The organism is Schauerella aestuarii (genome assembly GCF_009866805.1).
GTDB lineage: Bacteria > Pseudomonadota > Gammaproteobacteria > Burkholderiales > Burkholderiaceae_B > Schauerella > Schauerella aestuarii.
Genome location: NZ_SIZW01000040.1, coordinates 616,233 through 641,182, shown reverse-complemented (window position 1 = coordinate 641,182; position 24,950 = coordinate 616,233). Strand labels below are relative to the sequence as shown.

The 24,950-nt window shown below is 62.3% G+C and carries 24 protein-coding genes; 7 read left to right on the top strand and 17 right to left on the bottom strand.

Annotated features, from left to right (window positions below):
- Nucleotides 1-84: 84 nt before the first annotated feature.
- Both EYW45_RS09810 and EYW45_RS09805 read left to right on the top strand, forming a co-directional pair.
- Nucleotides 85-1,812, top strand: coding sequence for an ArnT family glycosyltransferase (locus EYW45_RS09810; RefSeq protein WP_161135165.1), 1,728 nt, complete (start codon nt 85-87; stop codon nt 1,810-1,812).
- Complete coding sequence (locus EYW45_RS09805; RefSeq protein ID WP_161135164.1) at nt 1,809-3,236, top strand: MATE family efflux transporter; 1,428 nt, start codon at nt 1,809-1,811, stop codon at nt 3,234-3,236. Before EYW45_RS09810 ends, EYW45_RS09805 begins: the two co-directional genes overlap by 4 nt.
- 210 nt (nt 3,237-3,446) lie before the next feature.
- Here EYW45_RS09805 and paaK read toward each other — a convergent pair whose 3' ends face one another.
- Genes paaK through paaA form a run of 9 tightly spaced genes read right to left on the bottom strand, consistent with a single transcriptional unit; the run spans nt 3,447 to nt 11,473 of the window.
- Complete coding sequence (gene paaK, locus EYW45_RS09800) at nt 3,447-4,763, bottom strand: phenylacetate--CoA ligase PaaK (protein WP_161135423.1); 1,317 nt, start codon at nt 4,761-4,763, stop codon at nt 3,447-3,449.
- A 54-nt stretch (nt 4,764-4,817) separates the two neighbouring features.
- Nucleotides 4,818-5,288 (bottom strand): hydroxyphenylacetyl-CoA thioesterase PaaI, encoded by a 471-nt coding sequence (gene paaI, locus EYW45_RS09795; protein ID WP_161135163.1) that lies wholly within the window; start codon nt 5,286-5,288, stop codon nt 4,818-4,820.
- A gap of 2 nt (nt 5,289-5,290) precedes the next feature.
- Nucleotides 5,291-6,079 (bottom strand): 2-(1,2-epoxy-1,2-dihydrophenyl)acetyl-CoA isomerase PaaG, encoded by a 789-nt coding sequence (gene paaG / locus EYW45_RS09790; protein WP_161135162.1) that lies wholly within the window; start codon nt 6,077-6,079, stop codon nt 5,291-5,293.
- Between the two features lie 33 nt (nt 6,080-6,112).
- Nucleotides 6,113-7,777, bottom strand: a complete 1,665-nt coding sequence (gene paaN, locus EYW45_RS09785) for a phenylacetic acid degradation protein PaaN (RefSeq protein ID WP_161135161.1) — start codon at nt 7,775-7,777, stop codon at nt 6,113-6,115.
- Nucleotides 7,778-7,791: 14 nt separating this feature from the next.
- Nucleotides 7,792-8,874 carry a 1,2-phenylacetyl-CoA epoxidase subunit PaaE gene (gene paaE / locus EYW45_RS09780; RefSeq protein ID WP_161135160.1) on the bottom strand — a complete coding sequence of 361 codons (1,083 nt, stop codon included), beginning with the start codon at nt 8,872-8,874 and terminating at the stop codon, nt 7,792-7,794.
- Nucleotides 8,875-8,888: 14 nt separating this feature from the next.
- The gene (gene paaD / locus EYW45_RS09775; protein WP_161135159.1) at nt 8,889-9,398 is read right to left on the bottom strand and encodes a 1,2-phenylacetyl-CoA epoxidase subunit PaaD; all 510 of its coding nucleotides are present in this window, start codon (nt 9,396-9,398) and stop codon (nt 8,889-8,891) included.
- Nucleotides 9,392-10,159 (bottom strand): 1,2-phenylacetyl-CoA epoxidase subunit PaaC, encoded by a 768-nt coding sequence (gene paaC / locus EYW45_RS09770; RefSeq protein ID WP_161135158.1) that lies wholly within the window; start codon nt 10,157-10,159, stop codon nt 9,392-9,394. The genes paaD and paaC overlap by 7 nt, the downstream gene beginning before the upstream one ends.
- A gap of 11 nt (nt 10,160-10,170) precedes the next feature.
- The gene (paaB, locus tag EYW45_RS09765; protein WP_161135157.1) at nt 10,171-10,458 is read right to left on the bottom strand and encodes a 1,2-phenylacetyl-CoA epoxidase subunit PaaB; all 288 of its coding nucleotides are present in this window, start codon (nt 10,456-10,458) and stop codon (nt 10,171-10,173) included.
- Between the two features lie 25 nt (nt 10,459-10,483).
- Nucleotides 10,484-11,473, bottom strand: a complete 990-nt coding sequence (gene paaA / locus EYW45_RS09760; protein WP_161135156.1) for a 1,2-phenylacetyl-CoA epoxidase subunit PaaA — start codon at nt 11,471-11,473, stop codon at nt 10,484-10,486.
- Between the two features lie 208 nt (nt 11,474-11,681).
- On the opposite strand from paaA, the gene paaX reads away from it, so the two are divergent.
- On the top strand, nt 11,682-12,653 hold the full coding sequence (gene paaX, locus EYW45_RS09755; RefSeq protein ID WP_161135155.1) for a phenylacetic acid degradation operon negative regulatory protein PaaX: 972 nt from the start codon (nt 11,682-11,684) through the stop codon (nt 12,651-12,653).
- A 141-nt stretch (nt 12,654-12,794) separates the two neighbouring features.
- Here paaX and orn read toward each other — a convergent pair whose 3' ends face one another.
- The gene (gene orn / locus EYW45_RS09750; protein WP_161135154.1) at nt 12,795-13,340 is read right to left on the bottom strand and encodes an oligoribonuclease; all 546 of its coding nucleotides are present in this window, start codon (nt 13,338-13,340) and stop codon (nt 12,795-12,797) included.
- A 62-nt stretch (nt 13,341-13,402) separates the two neighbouring features.
- Between orn and EYW45_RS09745 the strand changes: the two genes are divergently transcribed.
- Entirely contained in the window at nt 13,403-14,653 is a 1,251-nt protein-coding gene (locus tag EYW45_RS09745; protein ID WP_161135153.1) for a M48 family metallopeptidase, read from the top strand.
- 56 nt (nt 14,654-14,709) lie between these two features.
- Nucleotides 14,710-15,612, top strand: a complete 903-nt coding sequence (gene rsgA / locus EYW45_RS09740; RefSeq protein ID WP_161135152.1) for a ribosome small subunit-dependent GTPase A — start codon at nt 14,710-14,712, stop codon at nt 15,610-15,612.
- A 161-nt stretch (nt 15,613-15,773) separates the two neighbouring features.
- Here rsgA and EYW45_RS09735 read toward each other — a convergent pair whose 3' ends face one another.
- Nucleotides 15,774-16,520 (bottom strand): CoA pyrophosphatase, encoded by a 747-nt coding sequence (locus EYW45_RS09735; protein ID WP_161135151.1) that lies wholly within the window; start codon nt 16,518-16,520, stop codon nt 15,774-15,776.
- 128 nt (nt 16,521-16,648) lie between these two features.
- Nucleotides 16,649-17,041 carry a 50S ribosomal protein L19 gene (gene rplS, locus EYW45_RS09730; RefSeq protein WP_161135150.1) on the bottom strand — a complete coding sequence of 131 codons (393 nt, stop codon included), beginning with the start codon at nt 17,039-17,041 and terminating at the stop codon, nt 16,649-16,651.
- A 625-nt stretch (nt 17,042-17,666) separates the two neighbouring features.
- Here rplS and EYW45_RS09725 point away from each other — a divergent pair.
- Nucleotides 17,667-18,539 (top strand): DMT family transporter, encoded by an 873-nt coding sequence (locus tag EYW45_RS09725; protein ID WP_161135149.1) that lies wholly within the window; start codon nt 17,667-17,669, stop codon nt 18,537-18,539.
- A 64-nt stretch (nt 18,540-18,603) separates the two neighbouring features.
- Here EYW45_RS09725 and EYW45_RS09720 read toward each other — a convergent pair whose 3' ends face one another.
- On the bottom strand, nt 18,604-19,653 hold the full coding sequence (locus EYW45_RS09720; RefSeq protein WP_161135148.1) for an NADP(H)-dependent aldo-keto reductase: 1,050 nt from the start codon (nt 19,651-19,653) through the stop codon (nt 18,604-18,606).
- Nucleotides 19,654-19,879: 226 nt separating this feature from the next.
- On the opposite strand from EYW45_RS09720, the gene EYW45_RS09715 reads away from it, so the two are divergent.
- A complete protein-coding gene (locus EYW45_RS09715; protein WP_161135147.1) occupies nt 19,880-20,671 on the top strand; it encodes an SDR family NAD(P)-dependent oxidoreductase in 792 nt (263 codons plus the stop codon).
- 142 nt (nt 20,672-20,813) lie between these two features.
- On the opposite strand, the gene EYW45_RS24310 is transcribed toward EYW45_RS09715, so the two are convergent.
- The 4 genes from EYW45_RS24310 to cysD all read right to left on the bottom strand — a co-directional run bounded on the left by EYW45_RS24310 (nt 20,814) and on the right by cysD (nt 24,830).
- Entirely contained in the window at nt 20,814-21,140 is a 327-nt protein-coding gene (locus tag EYW45_RS24310) for a hypothetical protein (RefSeq protein WP_202444686.1), read from the bottom strand.
- A gap of 66 nt (nt 21,141-21,206) precedes the next feature.
- Complete coding sequence (locus EYW45_RS09710) at nt 21,207-22,475, bottom strand: PA0069 family radical SAM protein (protein ID WP_161135146.1); 1,269 nt, start codon at nt 22,473-22,475, stop codon at nt 21,207-21,209.
- Between the two features lie 129 nt (nt 22,476-22,604).
- Nucleotides 22,605-23,900, bottom strand: a complete 1,296-nt coding sequence (locus tag EYW45_RS09705) for a sulfate adenylyltransferase subunit 1 (protein ID WP_161135145.1) — start codon at nt 23,898-23,900, stop codon at nt 22,605-22,607.
- 21 nt (nt 23,901-23,921) lie between these two features.
- Nucleotides 23,922-24,830 (bottom strand): sulfate adenylyltransferase subunit CysD, encoded by a 909-nt coding sequence (gene cysD, locus EYW45_RS09700; protein WP_161135144.1) that lies wholly within the window; start codon nt 24,828-24,830, stop codon nt 23,922-23,924.
- Nucleotides 24,831-24,950: the final 120 nt, after the last annotated feature.

Below are 24,950 nucleotides of genomic sequence, written 5' to 3'. Positions count from 1 at the left end.
CCAAACGCGTCGAGCGTTCCAGAAGCAGCCTGACTCAGGCTGCTTTTTTTTCTCTCGCCGCCGCTCGTCGGCTAAAGTAGCTTCGTGTCCACGCTCACGCAAACCACTCCCGCGCGTCTGACTTCTCCCGCCACCGCCAAGTTGCCGCGTCTGGCGTTGTTGATCATCGGTCTGGCCTACATCGTCGCCGGCCTGTTCATGCGCGATCCGTGGAAGACCGACGACGTGGTGGGGTTGGCGACGATGTTGACGGCCATCCGCGAAGGCGGCACCACGTGGTTGTTGCCGCAGGTTGGGCACCTGGCCTACGCTCAAGACGGCCCGTTGATCACGTGGATCGGCGGGGCATCGATGTGGCTGTTCGGGCCCCTATTGGGCGACATCACCGCTGGGCGGCTGCCCAATCTCCTGTGGTTCGGGCTGGCGGCCGCGGCGATCTGGTACGGCACCTACCTTTTGGGACGTCGCGCTGAAGCGCAACCTCTGGCCCTGCCCTTCGGCGGCGAACCCTCGGTGCGTGATTACGGTCGCATGCTGGCCGATGGCGCCCTGCTGCTGCTGATCGCCACGGTCGGCATCCTGCAGCGGATGCACGAATCGTCCGATGTGCCAGCCATCATGGCCTGCCACGCGCTCGTGTTTTACGGTTGCGCCCGCATGCTCGACCGCCCCATCTCGGGCGCCGTCACCTTGGGCATCGCATTGGCCGCCAGTTTTTTCGCTCGTGGCTGGCCCGGCCTGCTGCCCGTGATGATCGCCACCCTAGTCGCCTTCCATCCGCAAGGCGGTCTCTGGCCACAACGCCGCTGGTTGCCGCTTGCCGCCCTGCTTACCGTGGGATTAATCCTGGCGTGGTGGATTCCGGCCGGCAATGCCAGCGAATACTGGGTGCGCAACTGGAAGCTGTGGTCGGCGTCGGTATTCAGCTGGCCCGACATACCCGGATGGTTCCGTTCGCTGCGCGATCTTTCGTGGTTCCTCTGGCCCACCTGGCCGTTGGCGCTCGTGGCGATCTGGCGTTGGCGCGCCTGGTGGCGCTCGCCGCACGTGTCGTTGCCGGCGGCCATGTTGTTCTCGGTGCTCGTCGTGCTTTTCGTGATCGACGAACCTGGCGAAGACGATTACATGGGACTCGTCGTACCCTGCGCCGTGCTGGCCACCTTTGCATTGCCCACGTTGCGCCGCGCGGCCGTCAACACGCTGGATTGGTTCGCCGTCATGGTGTTCTCGCTGACGGTGGTCACGGCCTGGCTGGGATGGGTTGCGCTGCACTTTGGCGTGCCGCCTCGCATCGCCGCCAATATTGCACGCCAGACCACAGGTTATGTGCCCGAGATATCCTGGATCGCCGTCATTCTGGGCCTGATCGTTTCGGCCTTCTGGGTGGCGCTGGTGACCTGGCGCCTGCGCACCAAGCCGCTCGCGCTGTGGCGCGGCACGGTGCTGTCCGCAGGTGGCCTGGCAGCCACGTGGATCTTGCTGGTGCTGTTGTGGCAACCGGCCGTGGACTACGCTCGCAGCTACCGCACGGTGTCGGGCGAGCTCGCGGCGGCCATCGCCGCCAACGTCCGTCCCAACGAATGCATGCGCGGCCTGGGATTGGGCAGCGGGCAACGTGCCTCGTTCCTGGTGTTCAACAACCTCAATTTTTCGTACGACACGCGCTGCACCATCGTCCTCCAGCAGACCACCCGCAATAACCTGCGCGACGGCACCAATGCCTATCGCGACGGTGCGGATGTGTTGTGGGAAGGCGGTCGGCGCGCCGATCGGCACGAATGGTACAGGCTGCTGCGCGTTCGCACGCCATGATCGCTCCCGCGCGCGTTGGCGCCAGTACCTTTCCGCAGGCCCTCGCCCGCATCGTGCGGCAAGCGTGGCCGGTGCTCATCAGCCAGTGGGCCGGCATCGCATTCGGCGTGATGGATACCGCCATGACGGGCCACTCGAGCGCCGTGGATCTGGCAGCGATGGCCTTGTCGGCGTCGATTTACATCACCATTTTCGTCGGGCTGATGGGTGTGGTGCATGCCCTGATTCCCATCCTGGCCCAGTTGTATGGCGCCGGCGATGACCGCGCCGTGGGCCGGATGTGGGGACAAGGCGTATGGTTGGCGCTCGGGCTGGCCGTGATCGGCGCGGCGTTCATGATGATCCCGGATTTCTGGCTTTCGTTTTCGGGCAACGTCGACCCCGCCGTGCGCGACCAGATCGCCGGCTACCTGCGCGCGCTTACGCTGGCGATTCCGGCCGCGCTGATATTCCGCACCATCTACTCGCTGGGTAACGCCATCTCTCGTCCCAAGCCGGTGATGCTGATCAGCCTGGGCGGCGTGGCGCTCAAGTTGTTCTTCAACTGGCTGCTGATTTACGGTCAATTCGGATTGCCGGCCATGGGCGCGAGCGGTGCTGGCTTGGCGACCGCCATCGTGTCGTGGCTCTCGTTGGGCGCAGGCCTCTTGATCTTGCGGCACGATCCGCACTTCAAACGCTTCGACCTGCGCATCGGACGACCGAGCTGGACGGCGCAAAAGGAACTGCTCAAGCTGGGCGTGCCGATGGGCGCCTCGTATCTCGTGGAGGTCTGCGCCTTTACGTTCATGGCACTGCTGGTAGCGCGCGAAGGCACCCTGGTCACGGGCGGCCATCAGATCATGTCCAATCTGGCAGCGCTGTGCTACATGATGCCGATGGCGCTGGGTGTGGCCACCTCGGCTGCCGCAGCGCAAGCATTGGGCGCACGGGATCTGGCGATGGCGCATCGAATGGGGATGGCGGGGCTGACCGTCGGACTCGTCGGCGCGCTGCTCACGTCGTGCGTACTGCTCGCCGGTCGGCCCTGGATTCTGGCGCTCTACACCAACGATCTTCAGGTCGCAGCCGTGGCGGCCACGTTGATGCAGGTCATCCCGCTGTTCCATTTGTTCGACGCCATGCAGTGCATCAACTCCTACCTGCTGCGTGCGTACAAAGTCGCGTTCATCCCGTTGATTTTGCAGGTTGTGGCGTTGTCGGTAGTGGGACTGATGGGCGGCTGGTGGCTAGGCTTCGGCTCGGGCCGCGGATCGATCGACGGCTTCCGGAATCTGCTGGTGCCCAATGCGCCGGAAGGCGCAGGCACGATGTGGCTCATGGCAATGGTGGGATTGGGCCTCTCGGCCCTGCTGCTGCATCTTTGGTACTGGAAGATCCGAGGCGACCGGCTGCGGATGGCGGCCGCGGCAACGGCGGCTTGAGGTGAGGCCAGCATCGCGGGGCACAAATGAAAAGGACCCCATCTTTCGATGCGGTCCTTTTCAATTCAGTGGCGGCTGACTGGCGATTGCCGTCGACGTGATCGGCGACGACCATGTCAGGCGTCGTCGGGCGCTTGTCCCATAGGCCTGTGGATGTTCGCCCTCGACGCGTTTAGAGTTTTTTCCATCACGCCCGAGGACGTTCACCCATCACGCGCGCGGACGCTTGTCGATCACGCGCCGCGCCTTGCCAGTGAGCGTGCGTTCGATCTGACCGCTTTCCGACACATGCACACGTGCCGTCACGCCGATATAGGCCTTGATGGCCAACTGCAGCTCGGTGCCGACCGCGCGGCGTTCGGTTTCCGACAGGTGCGTGAACTCAGGGCGAATCTCGGTCAGGATGTCCAGCTCGTCCAGATTACCCTGGCGGTCCAGAACCAGTTGATAGTGCGGCGCCAACGATTCGATCTTCAGCACCAGCTCTTCCACCTGCGTGGGAAACAGATTCACGCCGCGCACGATCAGCATGTCGTCGCTGCGACCGGTGATCTTGCCCATGCGGCGCATGCTGCGCGAAGTGGGCGCGAGCAATTCGGTGAGATCGCGCGTGCGATAGCGGATGATCGGCAGCGCTTCCTTGGTAAGCGAGGTGAACACGAGCTCGCCTTTTTCGCCATCGGGCACCGGTTGCCCGGTGATGGGATCGACGATCTCGGCATAGAAGTGATCTTCCCAAATGACAGGGCCGTCCTTCGTTTCCACGCATTCGCTCGCCACACCCGGGCCCATCACCTCGGACAAGCCATAAATATCGACCGCATCGATGCCCGCATGCGACTCGATATCCGCACGCATCTGGCCGGTCCATGGTTCGGCGCCGAAGATGCCCAGGCGCAGCGAGCTTTCGCGCGGTTCGTGCCCCTGGCGTTTCATTTCTTCGAGGATGTTGCAGAAGTAGGACGGGGTGACCATGATGATGTCGGGCTTGAAATCCGCAATCAGCTGCACCTGCTTTTCAGTCTGGCCACCAGACATCGGAATGACGGTGCACCCCAAGCGTTCGGCACCATAATGCGCGCCCAAGCCGCCGGTGAAAAGTCCGTAGCCATAGGCGACATGCACGATGTCGCCCGCACGCCCACCCCCGGCGCGAATCGACCGGGCGACCAGATTGGCCCAGTTATCCAGATCGCCTTTCGTATACCCCACGACTGTCGGCTTGCCGGTCGTGCCGCTCGACGCATGAATGCGGGAGATCTGCTCGCGCGGCACGGCAAACATGCCGTAGGGATAGTTGTTGCGCAGATCCGCCTTGGTGGTGAACGGAAATTTGCTGATATCCGACAGTTGCTTCAGATCGCTCGGATGTACGCCGGCGGCATCGAATGCAGCCTTGTAATGCGGCACGTTGTCGTACGCATGCGCCAGCGTCCATTTCAGCCGTTTGAGTTGCAGCGCTTCGATCTCGTCGCGGCTCGCATGCTCGATCGCATCCAGGCCGGGCTTGCTCATTGTGGTGTCCAACATGTCTTGTCTCCGTCTGCGACGTGCGGCATCTCTGCGCCGCACGCTGCGATATCACTGCGCCGGCGGCTCGCCGACGATTTGTCCCTTGATGCGATAAGACCGGCCGCGGAAGAAAGCGATGGTCTTGCCGTCCTGATTCGTCACGGTGGTGTCGTACAGGCCGGTGCGGCCCGCCAACGATTGCTCCTGGGCACTGGCTTTCAAGCGGTCGCCGGCGAAGGCCGGCGCCACGAAGTCGATACTGCCGCCGGACGCCACCGTGCTCACATTGCGCGCATTGCAAGCGAAGGCGAACGCACTGTCGGCCAGGGCGAAAAGATACCCGCCATGACACGTGAGGTGACCGTTGAGCATATCGTCGCGCACCGTCATGGTCATCACGGCCCGGCCCGGACCGATCTCGTCCAGCGACAAGCCCAGACCCTGCGAGGCGGTATCTGCGGCAAACATCGTTTTGCCGACGGCCTCGGCCAGCGCCTGCGGATCGGTGGGTGCGTCATCGCGATTCGAATCGAGCGCCATGGTCAGGCTCCCTTGAACACGGCGTCGCGCTTGCCCAGGAAGGCGTTCACACCCTCGGCATAGTCGGCGCTGCGGCCCAGTTCGCGCATGGTGTCGCGTTCGAGATCGAGCTGGGTATCCAGATCGTTGCCCAGACTCGCCAGCATGAGGCGCTTGGTTTCGGCGAGTCCACGAGTGGGCGCGCGCGAAAAATGCGCGGCGAGCTCATTCAAGCGCGTTTCAAACGCGTCGTCGGGCACGCATTGCCAGATCAGCCCCCAGTCCTGCGCCTGCTGTGCCGAGAGCTTGTCGCCCAGCATGGCCAAGCCCAGTGCGCGGGCGCGCCCCACCAGACGGGGCAACGAATAGGTGCCGGCGGTGTCGGGAATCAGCCCGAGCTTGCAAAAGGACTGAATGAAGTTGGCCGACGCCTTGGCAATCACGATATCGCCGGCCAGGGCCAGGTTGGCGCCCGCACCGGCCGCGACGCCATTGACGCCCACCACCACCGGCAACGGCAGCGCGTTCAGGCGCCGCACGAGGGGCGCGTAGTACTTGTCGACCGTGGCGCCCAGATCGGGCGGCTCGCCGCCCGGCGCCATCTGGCGCTCGCTCAGATCCTGGCCGGCGCAAAAGCCGCGGCCCGCACCCGTGATCACGAGCACGCGAGCGCCTTCGGTTTCAACGCGTGTGAGCGCGTCAGCCACCTCTCCGTGCATCCGTCCCGTAAAGCTGTTGAGCTTGTCGGGACGGTTGAGGGTCAGCCGCGCAATGCCATCGGTCAGATCGAACTGAATATCCTGGTACGTCATCGCTGTCTCCTGTTTTTGTTGTTCGATTGCGTTTTATACGTGGCGGCGGGCCTGCACCACACGGAAGCGGTTGGCCACGTAAGCGCTGTCGGAGAGCGCTGCGTTGGCGGCCGGATTGGCGCCCGTGCCATGGAAGTCGCTGAACGCTGCCGTTTGATTGACAAACACCGGGCCCGTCAGATTTAACGACCACGACACGCCCGCTTCTTCGGCGGCATCCTGCACTTGCGCCGCCACCGCGTCGCTGGTGGTGTAGGCCGAGAACGACAACGCGCCGGCCTCATTGATCAGGCGCTGCGCCAACGCGACGCTGTGGGTGGTGGAATCGGTTGCGACCACAAAGCTGATGGGGCCGAACCATTCGTGCGCGATCGCGGGATTGTCGGCCTCGGCACGCAGCACGAGCGGCGTGCGCACGCGGGCATCCGGAAACTGCGGATGGGTGAGCGTTTTGCTGTCGGCCACGATCGGCAAACCCAACGCGCGGGCCTCGTCGATACGCGCCGCCGTCTGCTCGTTTTGAATGGCGCCGGTGAGTTCGACCGCGCGCGCCGCATCGCCGCTCAACTTCTCGACAGCCGTGCCGATTGCGGCCACCACGTCGTCGAAGCTCATCTTCCCTTCGGCGGTATCGATGCCGTCGCGCGGCACGTAGATATTCTGCGGCGCGGTGCACATCTGGCCCGAGTACAAGGCCAACGAAAAGCCGAGGTTGCGCGCCACGCCCTTGATGTCGTCGGTGGAGTCGATGATGACCTGATTCACGCCGGCCTTTTCGGTATAGACCTGGGCCTGCGTGGCATGCTGTTCGAGCCAGTTGCCATTGGCGGTGCTGCCCGTGAAATCGATGATCTTCACTTCGGGGCGCGTGGCCAATTCGCCGGCCAGGGCGTCGCCCGCCTCATGCGCGGCCAGGAGCACGGTGTCGGGATCGAATCCGGCTTCGGTCAACACGTCGCGGGCAATCTTGACCGTGATCGCAAGCGGCAGAATCGCGCCGGGATGCGGCTTGACGATCACCGTATTGCCTGTGGCCAGACTTGCAAACATGCCTGGATAGCTGTTCCAGGTGGGGAAGGTGGAGCAACCGATCACCAGCGCGATGCCGCGCGGCACCACGGTAAACCGCTTTTCCATGCGGATCGGATCGTTCTTGCCCTGCGGCTTTTCCCAGGTGACCACACCGGGGATGCGCGCCATTTCCTGCCAGGCATACGTCACCGCTTCCAAACCCCGGTCCTGGGCGTGCGGGCCTCCGGCCTGAAACGCCATCATGAAGCCCTGACCGGTCGTGTGCTGCACGGCATGCGCGATCTGAAAGCTCTCGCGATTCAGGCGGTGCAGAATTTCCAGGCAGACGCCGACCCAAACCTTGGGACCGGCGCGGCGCCAGTTGGCCAATGCGCGGGTGGAGGCGGCAACAAGGGCATCGGCCGACAAGCGCGGGTAGGTAATGCCCAGCTCGCCGCCGAACGGCGAGGATTCGCCACCCACCGTATCGAAGGCATCGGCGAGTTCCAGGGGAAATGGCTTGCCGCGTGCATCCTCGAATGCCTTTTGACCGGCCTCGGCGGCACCCTCACCATAATTGCGCGGGCTGGGCGACTCGGAAAACGGACTCCAGTAACCGCGTGCGGCAGCCGCTTCGACGGCTTTTTCCAGAACGGCCTGATGACGAGCAAACAAATCTTGGGACACGCATCTCTCCTAATTTATGTTTCTTGATCGAAGTCGATCACGAGCTTGTCGCTTACCGGATAACTCTGGCAACTGAGCACAAACCCGCGGGCGACTTCGTAGTCTTCGAGCGCGAAATTGGCGTCCATATCCACTTCGCCTTCAATCACTTTGCAACGGCAGGTCGAACACACCCCGCCCTTACACGAATACGGCAACTCGATCCCCTGCGCCAGGGCGGAGTCGAGCACGCTGTCCTTATTTTTCTTGATGAAAAACTGGCGGCTGCGCCCGTCTTGAATCACCGTCACATCGCAATCGCCACGGCCCGGCGCATCGGCCATGTCGTGACCGGTGCGCATCGCACGCGGCCCTTTCGGCGCACCGAACAACTCAAAGCGAATCTGCGTCTTGGGGATACCGCGCGCCTGCAATGCCGCCACCACATCCTCGGTCATGGTCTGCGGTCCGCAGACGAACACATCGTCGATGTGGTCGTCGCGCAGCCAGGTCGTCAGCAGCTCGTTTACCTTGGCGCCGTCGAGCCGCCCGTTGAAGAGTTCGATATCCTGCGTTTCGCGGCTCATGATGTACACGAGCGACAAGCGCTGCATGTAGCGGTTCTTGAGATCTTCGATCTCTTCGCGAAACAGCACCGACGACGACGCGCGATTGCCGAAGAACAACGTAAACCGGCTTTCCGGCTCGATCGTGAGCGCCGTCTTGACCAGCGAGAAAATCGGCGTGATACCGCTGCCCACGGCGAACGCCACATAGTGACGCTTGCGGTCCGGGGCGAACTCGGCCGTGAAGTTGCCGGCGGGCGCCATCACATCGATCTGCTCACCGGCCGCGAGTGCGCGGTTGGCCCAGCTTGAAAACGCGCCATCGTCCACACGCTTGATCGCCACGCGCAATACGCCGTCGTTGGGCGCCGAGCAGATCGAATAGGAGCGGCGCAACGATTCGCCCTCGACCTCTTTCTGCAGCGTGAGATATTGGCCCGGACGAAACGCGAACGCGTCGCGCAAGTCGTCCGGGAGCGCAAACGTCACTACCACCGCGTCACGCGTATTGCGCGCCACGTCCAGAACTTTCAAGGAATGAAATGCCGTCATGATTGCGGGCGCACTCAGTGCGCTTTGAAGTAATCGAATGGTTCGCGGCAATCCCCGCAGCGATACAGCGCCTTGCAGGCTGTGGAGCCGAACGCACTGAGCATGCGGGTATTGCGCGAACCGCATAACGGACAGGCCACCACGGGCGCATCGACGCGGCGGCTGATGCCGGAGATATCGATCGCGCGTTGCGTGGGTGCGGCAATGCCGTAGGCACCCAATGCCGTGCGGCCACGTTCGGTCATCCAGTCGGTGGTCCACGCCGGTGCGAGCTGGGTCACGACTTCGACGTCATCCACGCCGTAGCGCGCGAGCACCGTGCGGATATCTTCGGTAATCTCGCGCATCGCGGGGCAGCCCGAATACGTGGGCGTGATCGTGACGACGCAGGTGTCGTCACGCCACTGCACATCGCGCACGATGCCCAGATCGACGATGGAGAGCACGGGAATCTCGGGATCGGGCACCTCGCCCAACCACTGCATCAGTTGCTTGGATTCAGCCTGCACGATCGCGTTTACCATTTCGCCCCCGGATAGGTGCGCGGCAAGGTTTGCATCTCGGCCAACAGATAGCCCAAGGCTTCGGTATGGCGCCCTTGCCGGCCGCCGGTGTACGCCGCGTAGTCGGGAAAATCGGGATCGGGTACCGTCAGCGTGGCTTCTTCCAGTACTTCGCGCACCTGCGTCATCCAGGCCTCGCGCAGCCCGCCCAGATGGCATCCCACACCTGCCTCGCAGGCCGCAGCATCGAGCGCGTCGTCCTGGAAAAGTTCGTTCGTGTAAGGCCAGAGATTGTCGATCGCCGCCTGCATCTTGGTATGGCTCTCGGGCGTACCGTCGCCCAGGCGCACCACCATGTCAGACGAACGGCGTACGTGGTACGTCACTTCCTTGAGCGACTTGGCGGCGATGCCGGCCACACGCTCGTCGGGCGACGCACTCAATTCGCGCAGCAGGAAGTAATGCCACACGTCGAACAAAAACTGTCGGCCCATCGTATCGGCATAGTTGCCGTTGGGGCGTTCGACCAGCAGCGGATTGCGAAAGGCCGGTGCATCGCGCAAGTAAGCCAGCGCGTCTTCATCCCGCCCCGCACCTTCCACCTCGCCGGCAAGACTCAACCAGAGACGCGCCTGGCCGAGCAGATCCAGTGCGGTATTGGTGAGCGCGAGGTCTTCTTCCAGGATCGGGCCGTGACCGCACCACGCCGACAGGCGCTGCGACAGCACCAAGGTCGTGTCACCCATGCGCAGGGCAAATTCGAACAATGCGTTGTCCTTCATGTCGCCCCCGCTCACATGTGCTTGATTTCGTCAGGCATCGGAAAAAACGTCGGATGCCGGTACACCTTGCTGTTGGCGGGTTCGAACAAGGGATCCTTGTCCGATGGGCTGCTCGCCACGATATCGGCGGCGCGCACGACCCAGATACTCAAACCCTCGTTGCGGCGCGTATACACGTCGCGCGCATGATTGATGGCCATTTCGGCATCGGTCGCGTGCAGGCTGCCCACATGTTTATGGGCCAGGCCGTGCTGGCTGCGGATAAAGACCTCCCACAGAGGCCATTCCTTGCTGCTCATGATTGTCGTCCTCGTGACGAGCCGCTCAAGCGGCTTCGCGATGTTGCTGTTTTTCACCGTAGGCGGCCAAAGCGTCGCGCACCCAGGCGCCCTCTTCGTGCGCGCTCACCCGCGCGGCCAGGCGCTCGCGGTTGCAGGGTCCATGACCCTTGAGCACCGAATAGAACTCGCTCCAGTCGATCTCGCCGAATTCGTAGTGCTTCGTTTCTTCGTTGTATTTGAGATCGGGATCCGGCACGGTCAGGCCGAGATAATCGGCTTGCGGCACGGTTTGATCGACCATCTTCTGGCGCAATTCGTCATTGGAAAAAAGCTTGATCTTCCATTGCATCGATTGCGCGCTATTGGGCGAATCGGCGTCGGGCGGACCGAACATCATCAATGCGGGCCACCACCAACGATTGAATGCTTCCTGGCACATCGCCTTCTGCTCGGGCGTGCCGTTGCGGCACATCTCGATCAACAGGTCATAACCCTGCCGCTGGTGAAAGGACTCTTCCTTACAGACCCGCACCATCGCGCGTGCATATGGACCATACGAACAGCGGCACAACGGGATCTGATTGATGATGGCGGATCCATCGACCAACCAGCCGATCATGCCGATGTCGGCCCAGGTGAGCGTGGGGTAATTGAAGATGCTCGAATACTTGGCGCGGCCCGCGTGCAGATCGTCGACCAATTGATCGCGCGAAACGCCCAGCGTTTCGGCCGCACTGTAGAGGTAAAGCCCGTGGCCCGCCTCGTCCTGCACCTTGGCCAGCAAAATGGCTTTGCGCTTGAGCGACGGCGCGCGCGTGATCCAGTTGCCCTCGGGAAGCATGCCCACGATTTCCGAATGCGCATGCTGCGAGATCTGGCGCACCAACGTTTTGCGGTACGCCTCGGGCATCCAGTCTTTCGCCTCGATGCGAACACCATCGTCGATGCGGCGCTGAAACGCCTGCTCTTCGCCTTGCAACTCGTCGGCACTGCGAACCTGCTTGACGCCGGTTTCCACCAGTTGTGCGTACATGTCGAAAGTCTCCTCGAATCCGGGCGCCTCGATTGCCGACCGACTTGGCGAATCCTCGGAAAAACCCGGGTTCGCACTGCCGTCGGATGTGCGCCATCCATGCATCGATTATTTAATACAAAAAAACGTCTGTCAAACGTATTTCTGTATCGCATTCAATTTCTGTATCATATCGAGACCTGCTCATTTTCCTTTTCATCACAGGCTTATGGCCCCACCGCCCGCCCCGCTTTCGCGCCACATCGTTCGTCTTTTGAAAAGCGACCCGCCCCGCGCCAAGTCGCTGTGCGTGACGTTTCTTGGCGATGCCCTGGCACCGCGCGGCGGGGAAGTCTGGCTGAGCGATCTGATCACGCTCTTCACGCCGCTTGGGATCAACGAGCGCCTGCTGCGCACCAGCGTCTTCCGGCTGGTGGCGCAAGGGTGGTTGACGTCGGAAAGACATGGCCGGCGCAGCCTGTACCGGCTCTCGGCCCTTGGCGAGCGCACCACCCAGCGGGCATCCACGCGGATCTACGATGGGCCGGCGCTGGAGTGGGACGGCAATTGGACCTTGGTCGCGCTACCGCGCAATGGCAATAACGGCCTGGCCGAGCGCGGTGAGCTTCGCCGTGAGCTCGAATGGGAAGGATTCGGAATGATCGCCCCAGGGCTCTTTGCGCATCCGCAGACCGAAGCGGGTGCCGCGCATCGCATTCTGGACGAGCTGGGGATTCCCGATAAGGCACTGGTGCTGTCGGCGCAGGATCTGGCCGGTGCGGGCGGCCTGCCGATCGCGCAAATTGCGCCGCAATGCTGGAACCTGGCCGACGTGGCTGAGCAGTATCGACAGTTTTCGCGCCAGTTCGCGCCGTTGGTCAAACACCTCGACGAGGAAACAGTCGCGCCACTGGACCCGGAGCAGGCGTTCATCCTGCGGATGCTGGCGCTGCACCACTGGCGGCGAATCGTGTTGCACGACCCACGCCTGCCGCAGCCGATGCTGCCGGCAGACTGGCCCGGCCATGCAGCACGTGCAGTATGCGGCGCACTGTACTGGCGCCTTTTCGACGCCTCGGAGGCCCATCTGGACGCGCTGATCGGGCCGGCAGCGGCCGCCTCGCGCCCGGCGCAGCAATCGACGCGGTTTGGCGGCCGGCAGATCGCCGGCATCACCGAGGCGACGGGCGTCAGCGCTTAGTGCCTCGGCAACTCACTTTGGTGGGTGCCCCCGCACGGCGTACGCAAGGCGCATGGCGGCAGGAGCCAGCGCGTGGCGATGTGACAACGCCTTGCCTGCGGATGCCAACACACTGGGACGTAACCGCCCCGGTATGTTTGGTCAGACCTTGAGGAAGTGCTCGCGGTAGTACTTGAGTTCGTCGATCGACTCATAAATATCGGCCAGCGCTTCGTGCCGGCTCTTCTTGTCGAAACCCTTGTACACGTCCGGACGCCAGCGGCGCGCCAGTTCCTTCAGCGTGCTTACGTCCAGATTGCGATAGTGGAAGAATTCTTCCAGCTTGGGCATGTAGCGCACCATGAAACGACGATCCTGGCCGATCGTATTGCCGCACATCGGCGACTTGCCGGCCGGCACGTGTTGCGCCAGGAACGCGATCAACGTGGCCTCGGCCTGTGCCTCGTCGATCGTCGACGCGCGCACCTTCTCGGTCAGGCCGCTGCGGCCATGCGTGGATGTGTTCCAATGGTCCATGGCATCCAGCAGTTCGTTCGACTGGTGTACGACGATCACGGGCCCTTCCGCCACCACGGTGAGATCGGGTTCGGTCACCACCACCGCCACCTCGATGATGCGTTCCTTTTCCGGGTCCAGCCCGGTCATTTCCATGTCGAGCCAGATCAGGCGATTTTCGTTCGCAGCCATATAATTTGCTTTGCCTCTAAAACGCTGGATTTTCGCACAGCCTCGTCTGCGCCACGCCCTTTATGCTCACATTGCTGTTTATTGCGCTGCTGCTCACCGACGTTGCAGTCCGGCTTTGGCTGGCCTCGCGGCAGATTCGTCACGTGGCCCGCCACCGCGATGAGGTTCCCCCGGAGTTTGCGGCCCGGATCGGCCTGCATTCGCATCAGCGCGCAGCCGACTACACCGTCGCGCGCGCCAAGCTCACGATGATCGAACGCGTGTTCGATGCCGCGGTGCTTGTTGGGCTCACCTTGCTGGGCGGCCTGCAGGCGATCGACACTTTCGTGGCGGGCCTCACCAGCCACGACTTCCTGCGCCAGCTCCTGTTCATCGGCGCCGTCGTGGGCCTGCTGGCCGTGATCGGCCTGCCCTTCACGCTTTGGCGGCAATTCAAGCTCGAGGCGCGCTTTGGCTTCAATCGCATGACGCCCCGCCTTTTCATCTCGGACGCCATCAAAGGCGCCCTGGTGGGCGTGGCACTGGGCTTGCCGCTGGCGGCCGTGGTGCTGTGGCTGATGGCCGCTGCCGGGCCGTTCTGGTGGCTCTGGGCCTGGGGCGTGTGGACGGCCTTCAACATGCTGATCCTCGTGCTGTATCCGTCGGTGATCGCCCCGCTGTTCAATAGCTTCAAGCCGCTGGACGATCCCGCTCTGGCCGACCGCATCAAAACGCTCGCCACGCGCTGCGGCTTCTCGCTCAACGGCTTGTTCGTGATGGACGGCTCCAAGCGCTCGGCCCACGGCAACGCCTACTTCACCGGCTTCGGCCGGGCGCGCCGGATCGTCTTCTTCGATACGCTGCTGGCCCGACTGAACGCGGACGAAATCGAAGCGGTGCTCGCGCACGAACTGGGCCATTTTGCCCGCCGCCACATCGTCAAGCGGATCGTCATCAGCTTTGCCCTGGCGCTGGGTTTCTTCGCGCTTCTGGGATGGTTGGCACAGCAGCCCGCGTTTTACGAAGGGCTGGGCGTGGTGCCGCAACTGGGCGGGCGCAACGATGCCATGGCGCTGATCCTGTTCTTCCTGGTCGTGCCGGTATTCACCTTCCTGTTTACACCGCTGTCGAGCTGGTATTCGCGCCGCGCCGAGTTCGAGGCCGATGCCTACGCGCGCGATCAGAGCTCCGCCGATCGGCTCACCTCCGCCCTGATCAAGCTGTACGACGACAATGCGGCCACGCTTACGCCCGACCCGGTGCATTCGGCGTTTTACGATAGCCATCCGCCGGCCGCCGTGCGCATCCGGCACCTGAACGCCACCCCTGCATAGGCTGTGTCCCATGGCATTTTCTTTTTCTTTTGGCGGACCCACCGCATGACGCACTCATGAGCCGGCTCGAGCAAGGCAGAATCATCGCGGCCCATGGCCGCCACTACACCGTCGAGTTTGCCGACGGGGCCTTGCGCAAATGCTTCCCGCGCGGCAAGAAAGCAGGCGCAGCGGTGGGCGATGAGGTCACCGTCAGTCTGCAAGGCCAGGATGAAGGCGCCATCGACGCCATCCTGCCCCGGCGCAACCTGCTGTATCGCTCGGACGAATTGCGCACCAAACAATTCGCCGCGAACGTCGACCAGTTGTTGATCGTTGTCGCCGTCGCCCCCACGTTTTCAGACGATCTGGTGGGCCGCGCCCTGGCCGGTGCCTGGAGTGCCGATCTCACACCGATCATCGTGCTCAACAAAGTCGACTTGCTCGACGGCCTGGATGCCGCGCGCAAGCGCCTGGCCAAGGTGGCCGATCTCGGGGTGCCTATCGTCGAGATCTCGGCCCAGGATACAGCGGCGACCCGAGAGAAATTGCTGCCTTATCTGAAAGCCAAGACCAGTTTGCTGCTCGGCCAGAGCGGCATGGGCAAATCGACCGTGCTCAATGGCTTGATCCCCGATGCGAAGGCGCCCACGCGCGAGCACTCGCTGGCACTGGACATGGGCAAGCACACCACCACCAGCACCCGCCTTTATCATCTGCCCGATGGCGCAGGCGATCTGATCGATTCCCCAGGATTTCAGGCCTTTGGCCTGCAGCACCTGACCGGCGAAGATATCGTGCGCGGGTTTCCGGAGTTCGGTCAGTACATCGAGCAGTGTCGGTTCTATAACTGCTCGCACCGGCATGAGCCGGGCTGCGGCGTGCTCACGGCGATGGCCGAAGGCCGGGTGCACCCGGAGCGGCATGCCCTTTATCTGCGGATCCTGGATGAACAGGCGGCAGCGAAGGATCGCTACTAGGCGCCGGCGAAAGGGTCATCCGTCAGCGTTGCCGCCGGAGATGCATCGCGGCATCGCGCCGACGGCGTTGTCTCAGGGATGCATTGCGGCATAGCGCAGACAGCATTCGTGCCCGGGATGCCTCGCAGCATCGCGCCGCGACATCGACTGCCCAGCCGGGATCAATCGCTGGCGGCGGAATCGTCCGCCGCGGCCATGCTCAGCAAGTGATACAGGTTGCGCAGCATGCCCGCCGTCGCGCCCCAGATGAAGAATTTCTGCCACATCATGCCGTAATAGTTGCGCGTGGCGCCATCCGGCAACTCCACATGGTGCAACCGGTGATTGGCCGGATTCATCAGGAAGGACAGCGGCACTTCGAAGATCTCTTCCACCTCGAACGGCTCGGCCTGCAATGCCGCGCCGGGTGCGACGAGGCCGACCACAGGCGTGATCGAGAACCCGGTTGCGGTCACGTAATCGTGCATCGAGCCGAGCACCTCCACCCGATCGGCAGCCAGGCCCGTTTCTTCAAATGCTTCGCGCAGTGCGGCAGCCACCGGACTGGCATCGTCGTCCTCGATACGGCCACCCGGAAAACTGATTTGCCCCGCGTGCTCGCGTAAATGCGAGGTGCGCTGCGTGAGCACCACCCGGATGCCGTCGGGATGCATCACCATCGGCACGAGCACCGCCGCCTTCAGGGGCTTGCCTTCGCGGCCGGGATAGCGGCGATCGTTATCGACCGGCAACGCCATCGCCCAAGGCGCGGCCGAGGCCAGCATGCGCCGCAGCGCCTCGGGGGTGAGCGCCCAGGCGGGTACGGGAGTCAATCCGTCGTCGGCCGTGACCCACGGCTGATCGGCGGGATCGAAGCCGGGACCTACTGGAATCCGTCGCATCGGCGGCGCGGATGTGGGGTCAGACATGTAAATGCATGCGAATAAAAAAAGGCACCTGTCGAGGTGCCTTTTTAACCCGGATTTGCATCCCTGCCGAAATGATGGGGCATTCGCCCCCGGCACGGCATGCAATCCGGGACCTAGCCTTGCCGCAATTATGCTGCCGAAGCAACCTTCTTGCTGACGAGCTTTTCCTTGATACGTGCCGACTTGCCCGAACGCGAACGCAGGTAGTAAAGCTTGGCGCGGCGAACGTCACCACGGCGCTTCACTTCGATCGTGGCGATCTGCGGCGAGTACAGTTGGAACGTACGCTCGACGGCTTCACCCGACGAAATCTTGCGCACGATGAAGGCCGAGTTCAGACCACGGTTGCGACGGGCGATAACGACGCCTTCGAACGCCTGCACACGCTTACGCGTGCCTTCGACGACGTTGACGCTGACGACAACCGTATCGCCGGGGGCGAATTCGGGCATGGCGTCGATGTTTTTCGCGGCGAGCAGCCGGGTGATCTCTTCTTGTTCGAGGGTAGCGATAAGGTTCATTAAGAACTCCTGATTCATCGTACTGCGCGACTCGTGAACAACGCTATGCCGGGCGTTGGCCGCCTAAAGCAATGACGGATCATTTGTTTTAAGCTGCTGCTTCGTGACATTTCGATGACAATTCACTGGTGCCACCACCAGATCGACCGAAGCCGATCCCGGTTGTGCCGCCATGTTTATCGTCAAGCGAATCGGGACGTCACATTGGCCTTATGTATCGAGGTGCGGGGCTAATCCCGCATCTCAAATGGCATATCAGGCAAGCGCGACCGATCACTAGGATCGACGCCTGACCCGACACACCGGCCGATTTATCGTCGCGCGCAGAGGATGAGTTTTGGCAAACCCAGCATTCTACATTAAAACAACAACTTACGTCGTGCCTTACCTGATCGGACTGCTGCGTTTTACCCACACTGGGGGAGAGCCAATCATTCAGCCTAAGCGACAGGGGCGTTTCGATCCGCCGCGGCCTGCGCGACCTTCGGGCTGGCTTGCTCCCACTCTGCGGTGGATCGCGCCTTCTCTGGACTGTACTGATGCCTGGATAGGCTGGATCGCTTGCTCTACGCTGCGGCCTGCTGTCCCTAGGCGATTGCCTGCTCGTCCAGTGGCCTGACCTGCCATGTCCCACACTGCCCTGCTCCTTGTCATTCTGGCTGCCGTGGCGCACGCCACCTGGAACCTGCTTGCCAAACGCGCAGCCAAGGTCGGCCCCGCTTTTGTTTACGCCTACGGTCTGGCGGCAACGGTAATCTATGCGCCCTGGGCGCTATGGTCGATGTTTCACGACGGCATGCAATGGACGCTGCCCGTGCTGGCGTGCATCGTGATTTCCGCCGGTCTGCACCTGGGCTACAGCCTGTGCCTGCAGCGCGGCTATCAAGTGGCCGATCTGTCGGTGGTCTATCCCATCGCGCGCGGCACCGGGCCATTACTGTCGACGATCGGCGCCGTTACCTTGCTCGGCGAACCCACCTCGGCGGCCGGCCTGGGCGGCATGCTGTGCGTGGTGAGTGGTGTACTGCTGATCGCCACGCAGGGCCGGCTCACGATATTCACGCAACCGCAGGCATGGATCGGCGTGCGCTGGGGGTTGATCATCGGCGCCTTCATCGCGGTTTACACGGTGGTGGATGCCTACGGCGTGAAGGTGCTGTTGATCATGCCGGTCCTTTTCGACTGGCTGACCGTATTGACGCGCACCGTGATGTTTACCCCGCACATGCTGAAGCGCCGCCGCAGCAATTGGGAATCGATGCGCGGATATTGGGGATTGGCGATCGCCGTAGGCTTTCTTTCGCCGCTGGGCTACATCCTTGTGCTGTATGCCCTGCGCATGGGCGCGCCGCTCAGCCTGGTGGCACCGGCGCGTGAAATGTCGATGATGTTGGGCACCTTCGCAGGCATGATCCTGCTGCGCGAAACCGTCGGCATTGGCCGCCTGCTGGGCTGCCTGGCCATCGTCGCCGGTGTCGTGCTGCTGGGCAGCGCTTGAGAAAGCGCGCTGCCCAGCCGGCTGAGGGCGTCGACCTTATATGCACCCGGGGGTGCGCCCTGCCTTACGGGGCCGGGTTGGGATACTTCTTGTGGATGGCATCGATGGCCGTCAGGATCTCGGCGCTCAATTCAACGTCGACGCTTTCGATATCCTCCTTCAATTGTGCGATCGTGGTGGCCCCGATCAAGTTGCTCGTCACGAACGGCTGCGCGTTCACCCACGCCAAGGCGAGATGCGTGGGCGAGATGCCATGCTCGCGCGCGAGTTTGACGTACTCGGCGGTGGCGGCCTCAGCCTGCGGATTGCTGTAGCGCGTAAAGCGCGTGAAGATGCTCAAGCGCGCATTGGCCGGCCGCGCGCCGTCCAGATACTTTCCGGAGAGCATGCCCATCGCCAACGGCGAGTACGCGAGCAACCCAACGCCTTCGTGATGGGTGAATTCGGACAAGCCGATTTCGTACACCCGATTCAGGAGGCTATAGGGGTTTTGAATCGAGGCAATCCGCGGCAAGCCGTCGACCTCGGCATGCTTCAGAAATTGCCCCACCCCCCACGGCGTTTCGTTGGAGACGCCAATGTGGCGCACCTTGCCGTCGCGTACGAAGTCTTGCAGCACGCTCAAGGTTTCGCCGATCGCGGTGGTGGATTCATCCTTTACCCACGGATAGGACAACTGCCCGAAGGTAGCCGTGGTGCGGTCAGGCCAATGCAACTGGTACAGATCCAGATAATCCGTCTGCAGGCGCTTCAGGCTCGCATCGAGTGCAGCCGTAAGATTCTTGCGATCCAGGAAAGTCTTGCCGTCACGGATGTGCCCAGGCCGCTTCGGATCGCGAACCGGACCGGCTACTTTGCTCGCCAATACGATATCGTTGCGGCGCTTGGTTTTCGCAAGCCACGTCCCGATGTATTGCTCGGTCAGACCTTGCGTTTCGGGTTTGGGTGGAACGGGGTACATCTCGGCGGCATCCACCAGCGTCACCCCCTGGGCCAACGCGAAATCCAGCTGCTCGTGTGCTTCGGCTTCGGTATTTTGCTCGCCCCACGTCATGGTGCCCAAACCAATAAGACTGACGTCAAGATCGGTGCGGCCAAGTTTGCGGTATTTCAAGGTTCAGTACTCCGATGTAGGTGCCATGCGGCGCGGCGGATCGCATCGCGCGAAGCCCGCCCGGTCGGCCTTGCTGTCGATCTTACTACCGCAGCGCCGCATCAGACATCGCAGACTGCCACTCCCATGGAGCGGCATAACGGCACCCTATTTGCTTATCGCTTATCCATACAGCCGCCCTGGACCAACCGTCCCGGTTTGTGCAGGGCAACACTAGGAGAGCAGAATGGATTTAGGCATTAAGGGCCGGGTGGCCTTGATTACCGGCGCGGATTCCGGCATTGGATTCAGCACCGCAGAACATCTCTTGGCCGAAGGCGTCACCGTTGTCATCAGCGATCTGGATCAGGCAGAACTGGACAAGTCCGCCGCCAAATTGAATGGCAAGGTGCACGCATTTGCCGCCGACCTGACCAAACCTGCCGACGTGGCGGCGTTGCGCACCAAAGTGCTCGACGCGGTCGGTGTGCCACAGATCCTGATCAATGCTGCAGGCATCACGGGCGCGACCGGATTCTTTCACGAGATCGACGATGCCGGTTGGATGAAGACGCTGGAAGTGGATTTGATGTCGGCAGTGCGTCTCGTGCGGGCCTTCATCAACGACATGCGGCCCACCGGTTGGGGCCGTATCGTGCTGACCGCGTCGGAAGACGCCGTGCAGCCTTACGTGGATGAACTGCCGTATTGCGCTGCCAAGGCGGGCGTACTGAGCTTGGTGAAGGGATTGTCGAAAACCTATGCGAAGGAGGGCATCTTGGTCAATGCATGCTCGCCCGCGTACATCCACACCCCGATGACCGACGCCATGATGGAAAAGCGCGCCAAGGAAAAAGGCGTGAGCTTCGAAGAAGCGATCAAGAGCTTCCTGGATGAAGAGCGTCCGTTCATGGAGCTCAAGCGCCGCGGCAAGCCCGAAGAAGTTGCGGCTGTGATTGCATTCTTGTGCTCAGAACGCGCCAGCTTCGTGAACGGCAGCAACTATCGCGTCGACTCGGGCTCGGTGGCAACGATCTAGCGCCACACCCCCGCAAGGCAGGGCCTCGCACGAAGCTCAGGCGAGGCCCTGCCTGGGTGCCACATTCTCGCATGGTGCAGCTTCGGTATTGCATCGCGTGCACAGGGTCCAAATGACAGGCCAGCGCGTGCAGTGCCGAAAATCAATATCCAACCGCGCTGCCGATCCACATAACGCCGGGGATGACCGCACCCCAGCCGGCGACCAGCATCACGTCCTTGATCATCCGCGCACGGGTGACCGGCTGGGCCATCGCACCATGAATCCCCACACCTGCGATCGAGTTGCGATCAATGGCCTTCATCACAGCCACGCTCGGGGCGGCCTGCACGGAAGGGCGGACCGATAACGGCGCGGGTACCGGTGACGGCACCAATGCTTCGAGTGCGCCGGTGTGCATCAAATGCACCTCGTTGGAAACGAAGGGCCAACGTCCGCGGGGGGCCAGCTTCTGCAAGGTCTTGTGCATGACGAATTCCTGAAAAAAGAACAAATGAAATCGGGTGGACGGGCGTAATTGCCGCGACCACGGGCTTTAATCAAACAACGCCAACTGACTAACGGGCGCAGGGGCTTGCGATGCCGCCGCTTGCGGCCCCGGTAATCGGCGCGAACGGATAAACGTGACCGGTGCAACATGCCCGATGCTGGTGGCATTCGCACCGTTAGGCAGCGCAGAGAACTGCGCCAACGACTGTGCAGACGACACCACGGGCGGCACGAACTGCGTTGTATCCAGCGCCAGGCGAGTACGGTTGAGCTTATGACGGCGAACCGCCACATCGAACCGTTGCCGCAACAAATCGGACCACACGCCCTCGCCTTTCATACGCGTGCCGAAGCGGGGATCGTTGCGCTTGCCGCCACGCAGGTCTTCGATTCGATGCAGCACGCGATCGGCGCGGTCGGGAAAATGTGTGCGCAACCAGGTCTCAAAAACCTCTTTCACTTCCCACGGCAGGCGCACAACCGTGTAGTTGGCGTAGTACGCACCGGCTTCGGCAGCGGCTTCGAGAATATGTTCGACTTCGGCGTCGTTGATGAAGGGCACCACTGGGGCGACGAGTACGCCCACCGGAATACCTGCGTCGCTCAGCGTGCGCACAGCCTGCAGCCGGCGCCAGGGAGCGGAGGCACGCGGCTCCATGGTGCGCGACACTTCCGCATCCATAGAGGTAACGCTGACGTACACGGCAACAAGATTGCGCTCGGCCATCGACTTGAGGATATCGATGTCGCGTTCGACCAATGCATTCTTGGTGACCAGCGTGAGCGGATGGCCCGTATCGGAAAGCAATTGAAGGATGCCGCGCGTGAGGCGCCATTCGCGCTCGATCGGCTGATACACATCGGTGGCCGATCCCACGTTGATGGGCGACATCCGATAGCCCGGGCGCGCCAATTCTGCCCGCAGCGCGTCGACGGCATTTTCCTTGACGATCAGCTTGGTCTCGAAATCCAGCCCGGGCGAATAGCCCAGATAGGCATGCGTGGGCCGGGCATAGCAGTACACGCAACCATGCTCGCAACCGCGATACGGGTTGACAGCCTGATCGAACGGAATATCGGGCGAATCGTTGCGCGACAACAACTTGCGCGCTTGTTCGCGAATGACCTGCGTGCGTAATGGAGGTGGCGTATTCTCGTGACCGAGATCGTACGCATCGACGTCGTTATCCCCCTCGCGCGCATCGCTTTGAAAGCGGTGCGCAACATTAGTAACCGCTCCCCGACCGCGTATCGCGGTGGGGGCGGTTGCCGGGGACCCAAGACCGGCTAAAACGGAGTGTTCGGTGCGTGCCATGGAAGTACTGTACAAACATACAGTAGTTTTGGCAAGCGCCTTTTTCCGTTTTAGATCACATCCGGTCGCGCTGCAAGCCGGGCTTGCCCGGCCCGATGCAATCAATCGGTCGCGTCGATCCTATTGGCCCTACAGCAACATTCCTGCGGCTGCCGTTTGATGCGTGGCCTCATCGATCAGAATGAACGCGCCATTGGCGGGCACATCCGCATAACCATCCACGGCTAGCGATTCGCGGGTCTGCAACGTTACCCGTCCGATGTCGTTCATGCCGAGCGGCTCGGCACTGGGCACCGACTGCAGTTCGTGCACATCACGGCGCGTATGCACCGCTTGTACGCGGGCTGAGGTGAGCCGGGTGCCGTGCTTGAGCAAGTACTTGCGGGACAGATTGAGGGGCCGATTGTCGAGCCAGCACAGCTCGGCTTCGAACTGGCGATCGACCCGCGCCGGCGCGTCGGCGTGCACCAGCACATCCCCGCGCGACACGTCCACGTCGCGATCCAGCACCACCGTCACCGCATCGCCCGCCACCGCCGTCGACAGCGACTGCTCGCCGATCGATATGGCTGTCACGCGCGCCGGGGTGCCGGCAGGCTGTACCAGCACGTCGTCACCCACCCGCAGCACGCCACTGGCGAGGCGCCCGGCATAGCCGCGAAAATCGTCGATGCGATCGCCCCCATGACGGGCCACCCACTGTACGGGGAACCGCAACGGCGTGTCGTGCGGATCACGCGACACATCCAACCCTTCGAGCAATGTGAGCAAGGGCGGCCCGTCATACCACGGGGTGTTATCCGACGCGGTCACGACGTTATCGCCGCTCAAGGCGGACAACGGCAGGATGTCGAAATGGGCGATATCGAGTCGGCGTGCCAGCTCCGTATAGGCCGAACGAATGCGCTCGAATATGGCTTCGTCCCAATCGACCAGATCCATCTTGTTGACCGCAACCACGATGTGGCGCAGACCCAGCAATTTTGCGATCGTGCTGTGGCGTTTGGTTTGCGTGAGCAACGTCCCGTCGGATGCGCGGGTGGCGTCGATGAGGATCAGTGCGATGTCGGCCGTGGACGCGCCCGTCACCATATTGCGCGTGTATTGCTCGTGACCCGGCGCATCGGCGATGATGAATTTGCGCTGCGGTGTTGCAAAATAGCGGTACGCCACATCGATCGTGATGCCCTGCTCCCGCTCGGCTTCCAGCCCATCGGTAAGCAACGACAGATCGAGTGTGCCGGCGGCCACGCGTTGATGCTTGGCGCGCGAAATGGCATCGAGCTGATCCGCAAACACCCCTTTGCTGTCGAACAGCAGACGACCGATCAAGGTCGATTTACCATCGTCGACCGAGCCTGCGGTAATCAGTCGCAGCACGCTCGAATCGGCCCCGGATAAAAACGCGTCGTTGATTGCGTTCATGACTTGTCCTTGCTGTGACACTTAAAAGTAGCCTTCCTTCTTGCGGCGTTCCATCGACGCCTCGGAAGTCTGGTCATCCATGCGCGTGGCGCCGCGCTCGGTGATCGTGGTGAGGGCCGTCTCGGCAATGATGGCCAGCGGGTCTGCCGCATCGGACGCCACCGGGCATGTGCAGGAAATATCGCCCACGGTACGGAAGCGAACGGCCACGGACTCGACCGTCTCGCCTTCGGCCGGCGGGGTGATCGGCGTCACCGGCACCAGCAGACCGCGGCGGCGCACGACCTCGCGTTGATGGGTGTAGTAGATCGGCGGCAGCGCGATCTGCTCGCGCTGGATGTACTGCCACACGTCGAGCTCAGTCCAATTGGAAATCGGAAATACGCGCATGTTCTCGCCGCGATGCACGCGGGTATTGAACAGATTCCACAATTCGGGCCGCTGTGCTTTCGGATCCCATTGACCGAACGCGTCGCGGAAGGAAAAGATGCGTTCTTTCGCGCGCGCCTTTTCCTCGTCGCGTCGCGCGCCGCCGATGCACGCGTCAAAGCCGTGCTCTTCGATCGCTTCGAGCAAGGTGACGGCTTGCGCGGCATTGCGGGAATCGTTTTCACCGCGCAACACCACACTGCCACGGGCGATCGAATCTTCCACACTGCGCACGATCAGGCGCTCGCCCAACTGTGCCACGTAGGCATCGCGAAAGGCGATCACCTCAGGAAAGTTATGGCCGGTATCGATGTGCATCAACGGAAACGGAAACCGTCCCGGGCGGAAAGCTTTTTCGGCGAGCTTGAGCAGCACGCACGAATCCTTGCCGCCCGAAAACAGCAGAGCCGGCTTTTCACATTCGGCAGCCACTTCGCGCAAGATGAAAATCGCTTCGGCTTCGAGCCAGTCCAGATGGCTGCGCGTCACGACGGTAGACATGGCGTTTCCTCAATTGATTCGGTAACTCGGTTATTGCTTAAATCGGTGCGCGGCGTACCACGACGTGGGCCCGCACCACGGTGTCTTCGGTTTGCATTGCCCTGGTGCCGCGGATGTCTT

Bases quoted from the DNA above. Each gene is read 5' to 3' on its own strand.
- paaI (WP_161135163.1), bottom strand. From the start codon at position 5,288: ATGGCGCTCGATTCGAATCGCGATGACGCACCCACCGATCCGCAGGCG.
- EYW45_RS09735 (WP_161135151.1), bottom strand. From the start codon at position 16,520: ATGTCTGACCCCACATCCGCGCCGCCGATGCGACGGATTCCAGTAGGT.
- cysD (WP_161135144.1), bottom strand. From the start codon at position 24,830: ATGTCTACCGTCGTGACGCGCAGCCATCTGGACTGGCTCGAAGCCGAA.
- paaA (WP_161135156.1), bottom strand. From the start codon at position 11,473: ATGTACGCACAACTGGTGGAAACCGGCGTCAAGCAGGTTCGCAGTGCC.
- paaD (WP_161135159.1), bottom strand. From the start codon at position 9,398: ATGGTAAACGCGATCGTGCAGGCTGAATCCAAGCAACTGATGCAGTGG.
- EYW45_RS09725 (WP_161135149.1), top strand. From the start codon at position 17,667: ATGTCCCACACTGCCCTGCTCCTTGTCATTCTGGCTGCCGTGGCGCAC.
- EYW45_RS24310 (WP_202444686.1), bottom strand. From the start codon at position 21,140: ATGCACAAGACCTTGCAGAAGCTGGCCCCCCGCGGACGTTGGCCCTTC.
- paaG (WP_161135162.1), bottom strand. From the start codon at position 6,079: ATGACGTACCAGGATATTCAGTTCGATCTGACCGATGGCATTGCGCGG.
- rplS (WP_161135150.1), bottom strand. From the start codon at position 17,041: ATGAACCTTATCGCTACCCTCGAACAAGAAGAGATCACCCGGCTGCTC.
- orn (WP_161135154.1), bottom strand. From the start codon at position 13,340: ATGGCTGCGAACGAAAATCGCCTGATCTGGCTCGACATGGAAATGACC.
- EYW45_RS09710 (WP_161135146.1), bottom strand. From the start codon at position 22,475: ATGGCACGCACCGAACACTCCGTTTTAGCCGGTCTTGGGTCCCCGGCA.
- paaE (WP_161135160.1), bottom strand. From the start codon at position 8,874: ATGACGGCATTTCATTCCTTGAAAGTTCTGGACGTGGCGCGCAATACG.
- rsgA (WP_161135152.1), top strand. From the start codon at position 14,710: ATGAGCCGGCTCGAGCAAGGCAGAATCATCGCGGCCCATGGCCGCCAC.
- paaX (WP_161135155.1), top strand. From the start codon at position 11,682: ATGGCCCCACCGCCCGCCCCGCTTTCGCGCCACATCGTTCGTCTTTTG.
- EYW45_RS09705 (WP_161135145.1), bottom strand. From the start codon at position 23,900: ATGAACGCAATCAACGACGCGTTTTTATCCGGGGCCGATTCGAGCGTG.
- paaC (WP_161135158.1), bottom strand. From the start codon at position 10,159: ATGAAGGACAACGCATTGTTCGAATTTGCCCTGCGCATGGGTGACACG.
- EYW45_RS09745 (WP_161135153.1), top strand. From the start codon at position 13,403: ATGCTCACATTGCTGTTTATTGCGCTGCTGCTCACCGACGTTGCAGTC.
- paaB (WP_161135157.1), bottom strand. From the start codon at position 10,458: ATGAGCAGCAAGGAATGGCCTCTGTGGGAGGTCTTTATCCGCAGCCAG.
- EYW45_RS09805 (WP_161135164.1), top strand. From the start codon at position 1,809: ATGATCGCTCCCGCGCGCGTTGGCGCCAGTACCTTTCCGCAGGCCCTC.
- EYW45_RS09715 (WP_161135147.1), top strand. From the start codon at position 19,880: ATGGATTTAGGCATTAAGGGCCGGGTGGCCTTGATTACCGGCGCGGAT.